18 protein-coding genes and 1 pseudogene are annotated in these 15,041 nt (G+C 65.7%); 8 read left to right on the forward strand and 11 right to left on the reverse strand.

From position 1 onward, the window contains the following. Positions 1–4 precede the first annotated feature (4 nt). Positions 5–1,318, reverse strand: a complete 1,314-nt coding sequence (locus tag P0R31_RS32890; protein ID WP_275518759.1) for an NAD(P)/FAD-dependent oxidoreductase — start codon at positions 1,316–1,318, stop codon at positions 5–7. A gap of 201 nt (positions 1,319–1,519) precedes the next feature. Between P0R31_RS32890 and P0R31_RS32895 the strand changes: the two genes are divergently transcribed. Both P0R31_RS32895 and P0R31_RS32900 read left to right on the forward strand, forming a co-directional pair. Then, the gene (locus tag P0R31_RS32895) at positions 1,520–2,290 is read left to right on the forward strand and encodes a DUF1295 domain-containing protein (protein ID WP_430516880.1); all 771 of its coding nucleotides are present in this window, start codon (positions 1,520–1,522) and stop codon (positions 2,288–2,290) included. Between the two features lie 124 nt (positions 2,291–2,414). After that, on the forward strand, positions 2,415–2,960 hold the full coding sequence (locus tag P0R31_RS32900; protein WP_343299352.1) for a DUF2177 family protein: 546 nt from the start codon (positions 2,415–2,417) through the stop codon (positions 2,958–2,960). On the opposite strand, the gene P0R31_RS32905 is transcribed toward P0R31_RS32900, so the two are convergent. The 4 genes from P0R31_RS32905 to P0R31_RS32920 all read right to left on the reverse strand — a co-directional run bounded on the left by P0R31_RS32905 (position 2,876) and on the right by P0R31_RS32920 (position 5,042). Further along, positions 2,876–3,178 carry a hypothetical protein gene (locus P0R31_RS32905; protein WP_275518762.1) on the reverse strand — a complete coding sequence of 101 codons (303 nt, stop codon included), beginning with the start codon at positions 3,176–3,178 and terminating at the stop codon, positions 2,876–2,878. The two genes, P0R31_RS32900 and P0R31_RS32905, sit on opposite strands and share 85 nt — an antisense overlap. A 16-nt stretch (positions 3,179–3,194) precedes the next feature. Beyond that, entirely contained in the window at positions 3,195–3,779 is a 585-nt protein-coding gene (locus tag P0R31_RS32910) for an RNA polymerase sigma factor (RefSeq protein WP_275518763.1), read from the reverse strand. 79 nt (positions 3,780–3,858) lie between these two features. After that, positions 3,859–4,500 carry a ChrR family anti-sigma-E factor gene (locus tag P0R31_RS32915; protein ID WP_128264882.1) on the reverse strand — a complete coding sequence of 214 codons (642 nt, stop codon included), beginning with the start codon at positions 4,498–4,500 and terminating at the stop codon, positions 3,859–3,861. Then, a complete protein-coding gene (locus tag P0R31_RS32920; RefSeq protein WP_275518838.1) occupies positions 4,497–5,042 on the reverse strand; it encodes a sigma-70 family RNA polymerase sigma factor in 546 nt (181 codons plus the stop codon). The genes P0R31_RS32915 and P0R31_RS32920 overlap by 4 nt, the downstream gene beginning before the upstream one ends. 295 nt (positions 5,043–5,337) lie before the next feature. Between P0R31_RS32920 and P0R31_RS32925 the strand changes: the two genes are divergently transcribed. From P0R31_RS32925 to P0R31_RS32940, 4 genes are all read left to right on the forward strand, one after another. Further along, on the forward strand, positions 5,338–5,586 hold the full coding sequence (locus tag P0R31_RS32925) for a hypothetical protein (RefSeq protein WP_025032359.1): 249 nt from the start codon (positions 5,338–5,340) through the stop codon (positions 5,584–5,586). 189 nt (positions 5,587–5,775) lie between these two features. Further along, positions 5,776–6,438 (forward strand): FABP family protein, encoded by a 663-nt coding sequence (locus P0R31_RS32930; RefSeq protein ID WP_275518765.1) that lies wholly within the window; start codon positions 5,776–5,778, stop codon positions 6,436–6,438. Positions 6,439–6,457: 19 nt separating this feature from the next. Then, a complete protein-coding gene (locus tag P0R31_RS32935; RefSeq protein WP_275518767.1) occupies positions 6,458–7,165 on the forward strand; it encodes a RibD family protein in 708 nt (235 codons plus the stop codon). A 9-nt stretch (positions 7,166–7,174) separates the two neighbouring features. Beyond that, positions 7,175–8,443, forward strand: a complete 1,269-nt coding sequence (locus P0R31_RS32940) for a flavin monoamine oxidase family protein (RefSeq protein WP_275518769.1) — start codon at positions 7,175–7,177, stop codon at positions 8,441–8,443. A 44-nt stretch (positions 8,444–8,487) separates the two neighbouring features. On the opposite strand, the gene P0R31_RS32945 is transcribed toward P0R31_RS32940, so the two are convergent. The 6 genes and pseudogenes from P0R31_RS32945 to P0R31_RS32970 all read right to left on the reverse strand — a co-directional run bounded on the left by P0R31_RS32945 (position 8,488) and on the right by P0R31_RS32970 (position 12,920). Beyond that, positions 8,488–8,787, reverse strand: a complete 300-nt coding sequence (locus tag P0R31_RS32945) for a hypothetical protein (protein ID WP_275518772.1) — start codon at positions 8,785–8,787, stop codon at positions 8,488–8,490. Positions 8,788–9,021: 234 nt separating this feature from the next. Continuing rightward, a complete protein-coding gene (locus P0R31_RS32950) occupies positions 9,022–9,369 on the reverse strand; it encodes a DUF3088 domain-containing protein (RefSeq protein WP_275518774.1) in 348 nt (115 codons plus the stop codon). A 52-nt stretch (positions 9,370–9,421) separates the two neighbouring features. Next, entirely contained in the window at positions 9,422–10,000 is a 579-nt protein-coding gene (locus P0R31_RS32955) for a hypothetical protein (RefSeq protein WP_275518776.1), read from the reverse strand. A gap of 204 nt (positions 10,001–10,204) precedes the next feature. After that, complete coding sequence (locus P0R31_RS32960) at positions 10,205–11,518, reverse strand: tetratricopeptide repeat protein (RefSeq protein WP_275518778.1); 1,314 nt, start codon at positions 11,516–11,518, stop codon at positions 10,205–10,207. 15 nt (positions 11,519–11,533) lie between these two features. Further along, positions 11,534–12,338, reverse strand: a pseudogene (locus tag P0R31_RS32965) (aldo/keto reductase). 156 nt (positions 12,339–12,494) lie between these two features. Further along, on the reverse strand, positions 12,495–12,920 hold the full coding sequence (locus P0R31_RS32970; RefSeq protein ID WP_036014328.1) for a PaaI family thioesterase: 426 nt from the start codon (positions 12,918–12,920) through the stop codon (positions 12,495–12,497). Positions 12,921–12,990: 70 nt separating this feature from the next. Between P0R31_RS32970 and P0R31_RS32975 the strand changes: the two genes are divergently transcribed. Together P0R31_RS32975 and P0R31_RS32980 are read left to right on the forward strand one after the other, a co-directional pair. Then, positions 12,991–13,617, forward strand: coding sequence for an NUDIX hydrolase (locus P0R31_RS32975; RefSeq protein ID WP_275518780.1), 627 nt, complete (start codon positions 12,991–12,993; stop codon positions 13,615–13,617). 56 nt (positions 13,618–13,673) lie between these two features. Then, positions 13,674–14,891: a hypothetical protein gene (locus tag P0R31_RS32980; RefSeq protein WP_275518781.1), complete on the forward strand. Its 1,218-nt coding sequence runs from the start codon at positions 13,674–13,676 to the stop codon at positions 14,889–14,891. Positions 14,892–15,041 lie beyond the last annotated feature (150 nt).

Below are 15,041 nucleotides of genomic sequence, written 5' to 3' on the forward strand. Positions count from 1 at the left end.
CGGGCTACTCGGCAGCTTGGACCAGCAGCGAGTCCGACCGCCGCCAGGGAGCCTGGCCCCCCAGTGCCTCGGCAATGGAAATGCCGGACTGCAAGCCGTCCTCGTGAAAGCCGTAGCCGGTCCACGCACCGCAGAACCAGGTCCGACGCCGGCCCTGAATTGCGGGGAGCCGTCGCTGCGCCGCGAACGCAGCCAGGTCGTATTGGGGATGAGCAAAGCTGAACTTTGCAAACGTCAAGTGATCCGCCGGCTCGAAGGGAGGGTTGAGGCTGACGAACAATGGCTTGCGGTCGTCGATGCCCTGCAGCCGGTTCATCCAATAGGTCACCGCAACGTTGTTCTGAGCCGGCGTTTGTCGCGGCCATTGCAGGAAATTCCAGGAAGCCCAGGCTTGGCGGCGCCTGGGCATGAGATTGCGATCGCGATGCAGATAGATCGTGTTCGGAGCGTACCTGATCGCGCCGAGAATGGACCGCTCGCGGGCATCGGCATCCGACAGCGCGGCCAAGGCCTGATCGCTGTGGCAAGCCATCACCACCGCATCGTAGGTTTCAGCCCCGCCATGAGTGTCGCGGATGGTCACGCCATGCTCCGCCCGGTTGACTGACGTCGCGGCACAGCCTAGCCGAATGTTGTCCTTGAACAAAGCGGTGAGCTTGTCGACATAGCGCCGGCTGCCGCCCGCGACGGTCCGCCAGCGCGGCCGGTCAAGGTGCAGGAGCCGGTGATTGTCGAAAAAGGCGACAAAGTTCTCCGCCGGAAAGGACAGAATGTCGGCCGACGAGGCCGACCAGATGGCCGCTCCCATCGGTCCGAGATAATCGGCGAACAGGCGGGGTCCGAATGATTGCTTGCGCAGATACTCGCCGAGCGTCAACCGCTGCAGCCTGCCGGCGCGCAAATCCGTCACGCTCTGCCGGTTGAACCGCAGCACTTCGGCCAGCATGCGAAAATATGACGGCGATCCGAGATTGCGCGGTTGTGCGAACAAGCCGCAGGCGGTTTGGAGAAGAGTCTCGCCGCCGCCCCGCCATTCGAACCGGCCGTGGTCGGCAGACATGGCGAAGCTCATGCAGGTCTCGACGGTCTCCACGCCCAGGTGCGCGAACAGCGCCGTCAGCTGCGGATAATTCGTCTCGTTGTAGACGATGAAGCCGACATCGACGTCGATGGGCTCACCGTCATAGTCGATGCGAACGGTGCGGCTATGCCCGCCCGGCCGCAGCTCCCGCTCGTACACCGTCAATGCATGGCGTTTCGACAGGAGCCACGCGGCAGCGTTGCCGGCAATTCCCGTCCCGATCACGGCTAAACGCATAATCTCTCGCCCCCAATGCTGTATCGCCAGCTACGGTCGTTGAAGAATGATCTGACAGGGAAACGTCTGCCGCTATGGTACGGATCACTCCGCCGCCAGGTCCGTCGTCGGACGTGAAACCGGCTCTTGCAGCCGACGTATCGATGGGATGTCAACTGCGGGTAAGGCATGATTCCAGTGCAGGTTCAGGCGATCGGCGGCATGGCGCTGGCATTCTGTCTCTTGATGGGACTGGCCTGGGTGGTCCAGCAGCGCACCGGCAATTCCGGCTGGGTCGATGCAATCTGGTCCTACGCGACCGGTCTCATCGGTGCGGCTGCTGCCGTGTGGCCGCTTGACGGCTCCCTCCCGGCTCGCCGGGCGCTCGTTGCAGGGCTGGTGCTGCTTTGGTCGTTGCGGCTCGGGACGCACATCGCGGCTCGCTCCTCCGCCGGGATCGACGATCCCAGATACGCGAACTATGCACGCCAATGGGGAGCGGATGCCCCGCGCCGGATGTTCTTCTTCCTGCAATCGCAAGCGCTGGTCTCGCTGCCGCTGCCGTTCGCCGTGTTCCTCGCAGGCCACGCACCGGCGCCGGGACTGCGGCTGCAGGATTATCTCGGGGTGGTGATCATCCTGGTTGCCGTCGCCGGCGAGGCCTTGGCAGACCGGCAGCTGCGGCGCTTCAAACACGATGCGTCGAGCAAGGGGAAGGTCTGCGACGTCGGGCTCTGGCGCTGGTCGCGCCATCCCAACTATTTCTTCGAATGGCTGGGATGGCTGGCTTACCCCGTCATCGCGCTCGAACCCGGATACCCGTGGGGCTGGGCCAGCCTGGCGGCGCCAGTTATCATGTATTGGATCCTTGTGCATGTGACCGGGATACCGCCGCTCGAGGAGCAGATGCTGCGGTCGCGCGGCGACCTGTATCGGCAGTATCAGGCCCGGACCAACGCATTCTTCCCATGGCCACCCAAACAGGCGCTGTGATTCGGTGTATCGCCGCTGCGGCCATGACGGACATGCGTGCGCTCGTGTGATCCGGCTTGAATGTACGGGCGTTATCTCTGGCCACTCGACAATCGGCCAGATGCATTGCACGGGGAATGCGGACATGAATCTTCTCTTCACCTATCTTGCCGTGGCCGTGACCTTCGTTGCAATCGACATGATCTGGCTCGGGATCATGGTCGAGCGGCTTTATCGGCCGGTGATGGGCGATATGTTGCGAGCTGAGCCCAACCTGCCCGCCGCCGCGGTCTTCTATCTGCTGTATCCCCTCGGCTTGATCTGGTTCGCCGTGCTGCCGGCACAGAACGACGGCAGCGCGCTGCGCGCTTTCACCTCCGGCGTGCTGCTCGGCTGCTTCACTTATGCGACCTATGATCTCACCAATCAGGCGACCTTGCGGAATTGGTCGATCGGACTGACCCTAGCCGACGTCTGCTGGGGATCGTTGCTGGCTGGCGTCAGCTCCTGGATCGGATTTCTCATGGCCCAGAGCTGGCCCACTGAACACGGGCCGCCTGCCGCGCGCAAAGCCGAGTTGATTTCGGGCAATCGTGCACAGGCGGGTCAGGTCGAGCTTCGCCCCCCGAGCCGGTCGAACGTGTCCCTGGTTTCCGCGATCTTGTCGGTCAAGGATATGAATGCAATCTGAGCCTGCGCTCTTGTCTCGTCGTCGAGCAACAGGCATGCGAGGTCGACCAACTGATGGCCCATGCGTTCCATGGCGGCAAGGAGTCCATCGAGGCCGGATCCAGGATCGTCGGGCGCAAACCGCTCGACCTCGCTGATGATGGCTTCGAGTCGCGCGACCGAAGAGACAAGCCGGTCCTTGCGCCCACGCTCGGGAAACTCGATGATCTCCGCGGCCATGCCTGCATTCTCCGCTTCAGGCCGCGGCCGCTGCCGCGAGGCAATCCTTGCGTACCGCCACGATGGTCCGGTGCAGCCAGGTCTTGACGGTGCCAACCGGCACACCGAAGCGTCGCGACAAGCTCGCGCGGCTCTCGCCTTCGAGGTAAGCCAGAGCCACGAGCCTGCGGCGATCTTCCGGAAGCCGCGCCAGGACCGCGCGTGCAATCGGTTCGGCGCGGGCGTAATCGAAATCATCGGCGGCCGAGGCACAGGACGCCGATGCAATCAGGAGCGCCTCGTCCAGTTCGTAAGTTGGCTGCCTTCGGATCCGCAAATGGTCGATTGCGGTATTCCGGACGATTGCGGACATCCACGCCAGAGCCGGGGCCCGCCTGGAATCATACCGTGTAGCGTTGCGCCAGATCTTCAGGAAGCTTTCCTGGAGGATGTCGTCGACGTCATCGGGCGCGGCGCCAACGGCCAGCACGATCCTGCGCAACCTGGCGCGTGTCAACGCATGAAGTTCCGCGAAGGCCCGCATCTCACCTGAGGAAACGCGCGCCAGCAGTTCGGGTAACCTCTCGCTCCGCACCTGACTTGCCAGGCTTGAACAGGCCATGCCCTGTCTCCCTTGCGTTTCTTGCTAAACGCTTCGGGTGCAGGCCCGGATCACTCCGACCGAGAGGACGGAACGAGAATCACAGCCGCACGAATGGCCCGATCAGACGGCCGAGCAGGCCGTTCATGCGCAGGTTGCCGGTCATCGCGACCAGGCAGAGGCATGGGCCTTCGTCGCCGACAATCGGACGGTGCTCGACCTCGTCGTCGCCGTAATCGAAATCACCGGGACCAAACCGACCGCCCTCGTGGCTGAAGCTGCCTTCGAGCACGAGCGTGAGCTCGGTGCCGGTATGCGTATGCTCGAGCATGCGCGAGCCCGGCGCGGACCGAAGCAGGAAGGCGCGCGCCTTGCCCGAACCGGAAAGCTCGATCGGCCGCATGCTCAGACCGGGCGCGACACGCCGGCGCTTGCCGATGCGGTAGTTTCGCAGGGCCGGCGGAATATCATGGTCCGCGGCGGAGGCGGGAGGAGGAGCCGCACTGGCGGCGGGAGAATTCTCAATTCGCGACATGACGCGGTCGAACGCATCCGGCGCGGTCGGCACCGGCTCGACCTCCTCCAGCGCCGCGCCCGCAAGCTGCTCTATGGCCCGCACGAAGCGGGTGCACCGTGCGCAACCTGCCACGTGCACACCGACCACCAGCTGATGGGCCTCTTCCAACTTGCCGGCCGCGAAATCGGCCAGAAGATCTTCAGGCGGATGGTGGCTGATCGTCATGTGTCTTCGTCCAAGATGTCTCTCAACCGGTTCATCGCCAGTCTGATCCGCGATTTCACCGTACCGAGCGGAATACCAAGCAGGCCCGCGATTTCAGGATGCGCCTTCTCCTCGATGAACGACAGCCTGACCACCATGGTCTGCTCTGCCGAGAGTTGCTTGATGGCGGCTTCGATGCGCGCGGCGTCCTGGACGCGGGAGATGGCTGCGTCCGCCGGTTCGGCCGGGTCTGGTGCATCAGGCAGCTCGGAGACGGCTTCCAGGCGGTCGCTCCGTGCTCTGCGGCGAAGCAGGTCGATCCGCAGATTGCGCGCGATCGTGAAGATCCAGGCCGCCGCCCCGGCTGTGGCGGGATCGAACAGGCCTGCTTTCCGCCACACGGCGAACATCGTGTTTTGCGCGATCTCTTCCGCCTCGTCGGGGCTGCACCCGGCCTTCTGCATCAACCCCTTGATGCGGGGCGCGAAATGCTCGAATAGCCGCTTGAAGGCCTCCCGGTCGCGGTGAGAGGCGACGCGTCCGATCAAATCAGCCCAGTCCACCTTTGCCTTCGGCCCTTTGCTCGCACCAATCGACCGCTGCGCCTCGAACCGCCGGGTCAAACCAGCTTCAGCCCGGATTGGCACGTCCATAGCCCGGATAGCAGCGATCATAGCGCCTCGACAAGCGACCTCTGAGGCTGACAACGGGCGGGAACGGCCGTCGGATCACCGTGAGCTGCTCAATTGTCGGTTCCGAGCCTGCGCCCGCGCGCCCGCCCGTCCTGGCACTCCACTTGCTCAGTCATGACCCAAGCCATGGTCTCGGCGGAGAGGCCGTTTCAGGTTGAGGCAAGTGATGCAGGAAGTGTCCCGTTCTGGTGCTGCTGACGAACTCCGGCTCGACGCGTTGATCGCCGATCTATGGTGGCGCGTTCGGCTGATCAATACCGACATTCTCGAGGAGGAGGCGCGCGCCGGGGTGTTCGACCCGGTTCAGCCGACCTATCCGCTTCTCGCGGCCAACCTTCGCGCCCGACGCGACAATCTGGTCGCGACGATCGGCGTGCTCGAGCAGCGTGCGAGATCGGTGTCGGAAGCGGCTTGAAGCGGTCGCGGGGGCGCGCCAGCCTCGACGTCTTCGTCAACCGGCCGGCCGCAGCGCCAGAGGCGGGCGCGGGATGCAACGCGCATCATCGCATGGCTCGAATGCCTCCGGCGCTGTGCCGCTAACAGTTGAATTCAGGCCGCCGCCTGCCCGTGTTATGGCTGGTCTCCGCACCCCCGCGAGGCCGCCATGCTCCCCATTCCCGCCGATATTTTCACCGAACCCGAGGACGTCTCGCCCGACGGCCTGGCCAATCTCGGCCCGCTTCGGCGTCTTGCCGGCACCTGGCAGGCGGACAAGGGCATCGACATCAATCCGAAGGCGGAAGGGCCGGAGCGACGGACCTTCATCGAGCGCATCCGCATGGATCCGATCGATCCGCAGGCCAACGGGCCGCAGCTGCTGTACGGGCTGCGCTACCACATCCACATCAACACGCCCGAGGAAGACATCACCTTCCACGATCAGGTCGGCTACTGGCTGTGGGAGCCGGCGACCGGGCTGATCATGCAGACGCTGGCGATCCCGCGCGGGCAGGTGCTGCTGGCCTCGGGCAAGGCCGCCCCGGACGACAAGACGATCTCGGTCACCGCCAAGCGCGGCGACACCGCCTACGGGATCTGCTCGACCGATTTCCTGGAACAGGCCTTCCGCACCGATGCTTACCGCTGCGACATCACCTTCAACGACGACGGCAGCTGGACCTATCTGATCCAGACCGAGTTGTTCGTGCGCGGCGCGCCGTTCAATCACCACGACACCAACACGCTCCAGCTCATAGCGCCACCCAGGCTCAATCCGCTGGCGGTGATCGTGAATGATCGTGCCGCAGGCGACGGACCCGCGGCCTGAGCGCTGCCCTGAGGATTGCATGAAACCGTATGTCATCTGCCTGATGCACTCCAGCCTCGACGGGCGCACGCATCCCAGCCGCTGGCGTCCGGAAGGCGCAGGCACGGACTGGTTCGAGAAGATCCACGATGAGCTTGGCGGCGATGCCTGGGTGATCGGCCGCGTCACGGGTTCGGAGTTCGCCAAGGGCAGGCCCTATCCCCCGACAGACGCGAAATTTCCCCGCGAAAACTGGTTCGCCCGGCGCGATGCGAAGACCTACGGCGTCGTGCTCGATGCTGAGGGCAAGATTGGCTGGGGGCGCGCGGAGATCGGCGGCGATCCGATCGTCGTCGTGCTGACCGAGAACGTCGCGGATTCGCATCTCGCCGGCCTCCGCGGCGAAGGCGTGTCCTACATCTTTGCCGGCAAATCCGAGATCGACCTCGCACTGACGCTGGACATTCTCAGCCGCGAGCTCGGCGTGAAGCGCCTGCTGGTGGAGGGCGGCGGCGTCGCCAACGGCGCCTTCCTGCGCGCCGGCCTGATCGACGAATTCAATCTGATCCTCAGCCCCGCGATCGACGGCGCGAAAGGCGCTCCCTTCGTGTTCGATTCGACCGAGGCGGAGAGCGACCGGCGCGCGCCGATCGCCGCGATGACGCTGGAGAGCACGCGCGAGCTCGGCGGCGGCGTCCTGCTGCTGCGCTATCTGATCCGGAACGATCCGCAAGCCGTGAGCCGGTAAGGCGCGGCCATGTCCGATTCGTCCGAGCACATCGTCATCGTCGGCGCCGGCGCGGCCGGCCTGATGGCGGCGCGCGAGCTGGCGCGTGCCGGCCGCAAGGTGACGATCCTGGAGGCGCGCCAGCGCTGCGGCGGCCGCATTCATCCGCTGCCGGCCTCGGAGTTCGGCTATGCCGCCGACGGCGGCGCTGAGTTCGTCCATGGCGAAGCGCCGGTCACCCGCGCATTGCTGCGCGAGGCCGGCCTGTCGCTTTCCGAGATCGAAGGCGAGCAGTGGCGCTTTGACGGGACGAAGCTCACGCGCGAGCGCGACGATCCTCATGAGGCGGAGCTTCAGGCCGTGCTGGGGGAATTGAAGGACGACCTCACGGTCGCCGACTTCCTGCGCCGGCATTTTGCAGGCGACGACTACGCGCCGCTGCGCCGTTCGATCGAGCGGATGGTCGAGGGCTATGACGCGGCCGATCCCGAGCGCGCCTCCACGCTGGCGCTGCGCGCGGAATGGATGGACGGCGGGCACGCTCCGCAGGCGCGCATCGAAGGCGGCTACGGCGCGATGATCGACGTGATGACGGCCGACTGCCGCAGGCACGGCGTCACCATCCGCCTCGGCAGCGTCGTGTCGGCGATTGCCGAGGAGGGCGGCGCGGTGATCGTTCGCTGCGCCGGCGGCGACGTGCACGCCTGCGACCGCGTGATCCTCGCCGTGCCGCTGCCGCTGCTGCGCGAGATCGCGCTGCCGGCAGGCGCGCGTGCGAAGCTGGCTGCTGTCGACGACATCGGCTTCGGCAATGTCATCAAGATCCTGCTGCGCTTCGCCCGGCCATGGTGGCGCGAGCGCAAGGAAGAGCTCGCCGATATGACCTTCCTGCTGTCGGATGAGGCGATCCCGGTCTGGTGGACGCGCTACCCGGACCAGCATCCCGTGCTGACGGGCTGGTTCGGCGGACCGCGCACGGCGGAGCTGGAAAGCCTCGACCCGCAAGCGTTGATCGATGCCGGGCTCGGCTCGCTCGCCGCAATCTTCGGCCTGCCGCGCGATCACATCGCGCGCGAGCTGGTGGCGTCCGCCGCGACCAACTGGGCGCATGATCCGTTCGCACGCGGCGCCTATTCGTGGGCGACGCCGCGCACCCGCGCGGCACAGGCGATCCTCGCGTGTGGCGACGGCTTGGTGCTGTTTTCCGGTGAAGCGCTCTATCGCGGCCGCGACATGGGCACGGTCGAGGCGGCACTGGCGAGTGGCCTGGAGACGGCGGGCACGATCCTGCGGGGATAATAAAAAAGAGACCCGCATCTCTGCGGGCCTCTCGTCTTTCCGTTTTACCAGCGGCCGCCGCCGAAGCTGAACGTCACGCCGGGGCCTCCGCCGTAATAGCCGTACGGTCCACCGCCGTAATAGCCGTGGTGCCGCGGATAATAGCCGTAGCTCCTGTAATAGGGCCGGTAATAGCCGTGATGATGCCGCCAATGATGATGCCGGTACCTGCGGTGCGCGCTGATGTCGGTGGTCTGGCTTTCCTGCGCGGTCTGCTTGGCACTTGCGCCGCTGCCGGTCGCGTTCGCTGATCCGCCGGCCAACGCCACAGTACCGAGGGCGATCGCAGCAATGAGATATTTCATGTCATCACTCCAGTTGAAGGTCGCGTGACAACACATGAGCATCCCCCGCGTTCCTGCCCGCGCGGGCGTCGAAACGACGCAGATTTCAGTTCCCCGATGAACACGCGTTAACGTTTGTGAACGACTGAAGGCTGCGCGTTCTTTCGTCGCATGAACGAGGCGTGGCTCTCGCGCAAGGAGCACTAAGCGCGTCCGGGACACGAGAGTGGCGCACGCAGATCTTCGCAAACACTTTCACGGATGCGGATCGGGAAAGCCGTGCCGCTCGGCGAGCGCAGCGAGGATCGCGTCCTTGTCTGCGATGAAGGCTCGGCCATGATAGCTGCCAGTCTGATGCGGCGAGGTCGCCCCAGTCGCGAGCACGAGCAGCGGCAGCGATTGATTCTCCTCGCCGAGCAGCGCGATCACGGCTTGCCGCGGCCGTGGCCAGGGAATCCGCTCGACCTCGAGCTTCTCGGCGAGCTGTGGAAATGAGGCCAGCACGCCCTCGATCAGCGCGCAGTGCCAGCAATAGAAGCGCCTGCCCGGAAAGGCCGGATCCTCGAAGCCGGGGCGCAGCAGAAACAGGCGGTCACGTTTCATGGGTCGCTCCGTGGCATCATCGCGATCGTACACGTTGACGCCAGCGGACGAGTTACTTGAACGGATCCTGGATCGACGGGGCCGACTGGCGGATGCGGCGCACGCTCACCGGGGTGCCGTCGGAGACGAACAGCAGCTCGTATTTGCGGCCCTCGCTGTCGGTCGCCGAGCAGGTAACGTCGTTCACCTTCCTGGCGGCGAAGTTGCCGGTCTGGCGGCAGATGCCGGTCGAGGTCTGCTCGGCGGGCACCGGCAGGCCATCGACCTTGGGGCGGTTCTTGGAGTTGAGCAGCACGCGGTCGATCCGCAGCTCGTAGGAATTGTCGTCGGCGCGCTTGCCGTTCTCGCCGGAGAACGACACCACGTGGCTGTCATCGGAGGGATCGTCGACCGCGACCGCGAAATTGACCCGGCCCGTGTCGCCATGGGCATAGGCCACCGTCTTGCACGGGAAGGTGCGACCAGCGACCCTGAACGTCTTGCAGTGGCCGGACATCAGCGCCAGGAGGTCGATGAAGGCGTTCGGCTGCGCGGGCGGATTGTTGACCGGAATGGGCTTGGAAGCCTCGGCAAAACAAGGACTTGCCGCAACCACGAGCAGCGCGGCGAGGACCAATCGGCGAAGGTGCATCGTCGGGCTCATGAGCCAGAGGGGCATGGCGGCGGAACAGTTCCGCACCATAACCATCGAACCGCAAATTGGTTGCGATCCCGTTTGTGCTGCAAGTCCCGACTGGAATACCACCGCGTCAACCCCGACGGCGATTTGTCCAAATCGCCCGATCCGTCCCAACGGGGCACATGCCACCAGGGTGGTGTTTTTTTCGTGGCGGAGCTAGCCCATCGCCGCCTGCCAGCGCGTGTCGCGGAAGGAGGGGCGGCGGTGGAGGCGGGCGTCCAGCACGGCGCGGGCGCGGGGCAGCTCACCGCTGCGCATGAGCGCGACGATATAGGTGTCCTCGATCAGCTCGCGCTGGGCGTGGCTGCCGCCGATGCGCACGACCTCGCCGAGCACGGGCGCGAGCATCTGCGCGCAAGTCCGGTAATCCTCATCGGCGAAAGCCGCGAGCGCGCGGAAGATCGCCGGCACCACAGGGCCCGCCGGCAGCTTGCCATCGGCCAGCCGCTGCTCGATCGCCGCAAGGCGGGCGGCGAGCGCTTCGCGATTCTGCGTCGCGGCTGCGAATAGCGCCATGTGGACGTCGGCAAAGGACAGACTCGATTTCGGAAACAGTTTTTGCGCGGCGGCGTCGGCTTCCTGCCAGAGCGCCTTCGGCACCGCATGACCGTACATCGACAGGCGCCATAGCAGCGAAGCGCTGTCGGTGATGACGTTGAGCGGCGGCGCCTGCGTGGCAGTGGGCCGAAGCACGTCGGCATAGATCGCGAGCGCCCGCGCCGCATCGCCATGCTCGAGCGCGCCGAGCGCCTGATGCCAGCTTATATGGCCGTGGAGGATTCCGGAGCGGTCATAAGCCGGGAGCCATTCGTCCACGAGACGATCGGCGTCCTCGATCGATCCATCCTCGAACATCGCATGCAGCACCGCGTGCGCGGCGTGGGCATTGTCCCGGCGCAGATTGAAGCCGCGCTCGGTGACGGCGCGGCCGCGCGCGACGTCGCCATTCTCCGTCATCGCCCAGCCGGACATGGTCAGGAACCACCAGTCCTCGCCATAATGCGGCGCGACGCTATCGCAGAGCTCGTGCCGGGCGCGATCGTGATCGGCCATGCCGGAGAAGGCGAACAGGCCGAACGCGCCGAGCGGCAGCGACAGCACGACAGCGTCGCGCGGCCATGCGTCGATATGCTTCAGCATCGATGCGATCGCCTCCGGCAGCCGGCCCTCGATCGCCAGCGCCAAGGTCTCGACATGCGAGCGCTCGCGCATCGAGCCGCGCTTCATCACCAGCTCGCGCGCCAGCGCCGCCTTCTGCCGTGCCAGATCGCCCTGCTGGTAGAAGGCATGAACGCGGCCGCGGGCGATATGGGCCAGCGCGAAATCAGGATCGGCCGCGATCGCGCGCTCCAGCGTCTCCGCCGTGCCGGTCCATCCCGCGAGCATGAGGTCGACGCCGTCGCGATAGGCACTTGCCGCCTCGTGCGATGAGTTCGAGAGCGGCAGGCCGTAGCGGTCTTCAAGCCCCATGATCGTCTCCCGCCCTCAAGCCGTCCGCGCGCGGCGGCCTTCGATCGGATAGGCCGGGTCGTTGTAGCCTGGCGTCGAGGGATGGCCCGGCGTCACCAGGCGGTCGATCAGCGCCTCGTCCTCCGCGGTGAAACGATAGTCGAGCGCGCTGATGTAGCCGTCCCATTGCTCCTCGGTGCGGGGACCGGCGATCACCGACGAAACGAACGCGGAGTTGAGCACCCAGCCGACCGCGAACTGGCCGGCGGTGATGCCTTTCTTCTCGGCGTGAACCTTGATCTCCTGCGCAAGCTGGCTGGCTCGCCGCGGGCCGGTCGATGCCGAGGCGGTCGCAGATGTTGCAGATCTCGGCGACGCGCCAGGCGCGGTAGTTCGAGACGCCGAAATAGCGCACCTTGCCGGCGTGGATCAGGTCGCCCATGGCGCGCACCGTTTCCTCCAACGGCGTGGCATGGTCTTCCTTGTGCAGATAGTAGATGTCGATGTGATCGGTGCCGAGCCGCATCAAGCTCTCGTCCGCCGCCTGCAACACCCAGCGCCGCGACAGCCCGCCGCGATTGGGATCATTGCCCATGGGGTTGGCAAGCTTTGTGGCAAGCACCCAGGCGCCACGATTGCGGGCGATGGCGCGGCCGACGACCTCCTCGGAGGCGCCTTTCGAATAAGCGTCCGCCGTGTCGATGAAATTTATCCCGGCGTCGCGTGCCTTGTCGATGATGCGCTTTGAGGTGGCTTCATCGGTCGGCCCGCCGAACATCATGGTGCCGAGACAGATCGGCGACACTTTCAGGCCGCTCCGGCCGAGCTGGCGGTATTGCATGGGCGGATCCTCGATGTCTTTATGGAGCGCAGCATAGCCGCCTGGTTCCGTCATTGCGAGCGCAGCGAAGCAATCCAGAGATGCATCCGCGGAGAGATTCCTGGATTGCTTCGCTGCGCTCGCAATGACGGCAGAGGGCGATGGCTGCCTGACCGGCTATCCCGGCCCCTTCAGGATCTTGAACACGCCGTTCGCCATCACGATGCAGCGGTCGTCCACGGTCACCTCGGTGCTCATGAAGATCAGGCTGCGGGTCGAGCGCACCACGCGCGGACGGGAGATCAGGGTGTCGCCGATCTGGCCGGCCTCGACGAAATGGGTGTCGAGCTGCACCGTCGCCAAGTACTCCTTGCCGGAGACGTAACGGGCCGTCATGCCGCAGGTGCGATCGGCGAACGTCATCATCACGCCGCCCTGGACCATGCCGCGGCGGTTGTGGTGCTTGTCCTCGGTCGCGAGCGCGAACTCGTAATGGCCGTCGACCTTGCGCTCCCACAACGGGCCGATCAGATGCAGGAAGCCCGTGGTCTCCAGGATGCTCCAGCCCTCTGATTTCAACCTTGCGGCGGCCTTGCTGGTCATGTCGTCGTCCGTCCTTGCAATGCGATGTCTCCTCGTTTCATCAGATGCAGTCCTGGTGTAGTCAAGGATCATGAGAGCGTTCGACGATGCCACCAGACGGAATATCGCAGAGGCCTGCGCGGCCTTCGCGCGGCTGCCCGACACAGCCGAGCCGTCGGCGCTGAAGCGCGCCGCGGTGGTGCTGGCGCTGACCGAATCCGACGACGGTGGCGACACCGCCTTCCTGCTCACCAGGCGCGCCTCGCACCTGCGCGCCCATCGCGGCCAATGGGCGCTGCCCGGCGGACGCTGCGATGCCGGCGAGACGCCGGTCGAGGCGGCGCTGCGCGAGCTCGATGAGGAGCTCGCACTCGCGCTGTCAGGCGATGCGGTGCTCGGCCTGCTCGACGATTATCCGACGCGCTCGGGCTATCTGATCACGCCGGTCGTGGTCTGGGCGGCCGACAGTGCTGCGATCCGCCCGAACCCGGACGAGGTCGCCTCCGTTCATCGCATCGCGCTGGCCACGATCGAGCGCGACGATGCCTTCGATTTCACGGAGATCCCCGAGAGCAGCCGCCGCGTGATCCGCTTCCATCACCAGATGAGCCTGATCCATGCTCCGACCGCGGCGCTGATCTACCAGTTCCGCGAGGTGCTGGCGGGGCGGCACACCCGCGTCACCGACCTGGAACAGCCGGTATTCGCCTGGACGTGACGATGGTAAACGGCGCGTTAACGCGACGGTTACCGGATGCCTGCTAAGAAGGCAGCATGCATCATTCGATTCGAAACAAATTGGCGCTGGTTCCGCTCGCGCTCGTCCTGATCTCGCCCGCGGCGCGCGGCGCCGAGGCCGACGCGCTGTCGCCCGCCGTTCGCAATGCCAACGCCCAGCTGCTGTCGCAGTTTTTCGCGCAAGGCGCGGCGGCTTCGCCGGCCGTGCTCGAATATCGCCGCAAGCTCGCCGAATATCAGGCCGCGCGCGCCGCCTTCGATGCCGAGGCCGGCGCCTATTGGAGCCAGATCTCCGAGAAGCGGAAGACCCGCAACGCCAAGCGGCGCAATGGGCAGCAGGTCACGCTCGATGATTACGTGCTGGAGCATCCGCCGCTCTATACCGGGCCGAAGAAGCCGGTGAATCCGGAGCCGGAGGAAACGCCTGACCGCCCCACAAGGAGGCCGATCCCGGTCGTCGCCGATTTCCTGCGTGCGGCGCAGGAACTCTACCAGTTCACGCCGCAACGCCCGTCCAGCGAGCTCGAGTTCAAGCGCGCCTATGCGCGCTACGCTCTGGCCCATGGCCTGACGCGCGAGCAGGCGGTGCGCGTCTATTCGTTCGAGACCGGCGGCACCGGCAGTTACGACGTGCAGGCGGGCATCGAGCATGGCGGCAAGCGCGCGATCTCGACCGCGATGGGCTACAACCAGCTGCTCACAACCAACAGCGTCGAACTGCTCGCTGAGCAGGGCCATGAACTGATCCGCGCGCTTTCCGAGAAGGTGGCGCGCACATCAGGACCGGCGCGGCCTGCGCTCGAGCACAAGCTCGCTGTCCTGAAGAAGATGGTGGCGCACGCGAAGTCGGTGCCCGATACCTGGTCGGAGCACGAGAAGATGGGCGCTACGCCGCAGGGCTGGGCCATGCATGCGATGGTTCTCGACATCGATATCGGTCCGATGCTGCAGACCCACAAGCTGCTGACTTCGGTGCATTTCGCCCGGGCCAAGGGCCACACGCGCCCGCTCTCCGCGGCCGAGCTCGAGATGATGAACCTCACCGGCGACGGCACCGGCCTCGACATGGTGACGATGCCGCAGGCGATGCGCGAGCGGGTGCCGACCTCGAACTTCTTCCAGCGCGGCGGCTATGAGCGCAACCCGGTCGCGATCCGCCACAACACGGTGGCGAAGCTGCTGGCCGTGACGGACGAGCGCATGGACGTGAACAGCGGCAAAGCCGGCGCAAGGGAATTGGCGGCGGCGTTTTAACTTGTCCTGCATTCCTCCGCTGTCATGCCCCGGCTTGACCGGGGCATCCAGTACGCGCGGCTTCCCATTGAGATCACAATGGCCTCTGGAATACTGGATCGTCCGCCTTCGCGGACGATGACACCGGGTGTGTTGCGGCTGCGTCGCGCC

The sequence above is a fragment of the Bradyrhizobium yuanmingense genome (assembly GCF_029167105.1).
GTDB lineage: Bacteria > Pseudomonadota > Alphaproteobacteria > Rhizobiales > Xanthobacteraceae > Bradyrhizobium > Bradyrhizobium yuanmingense_A.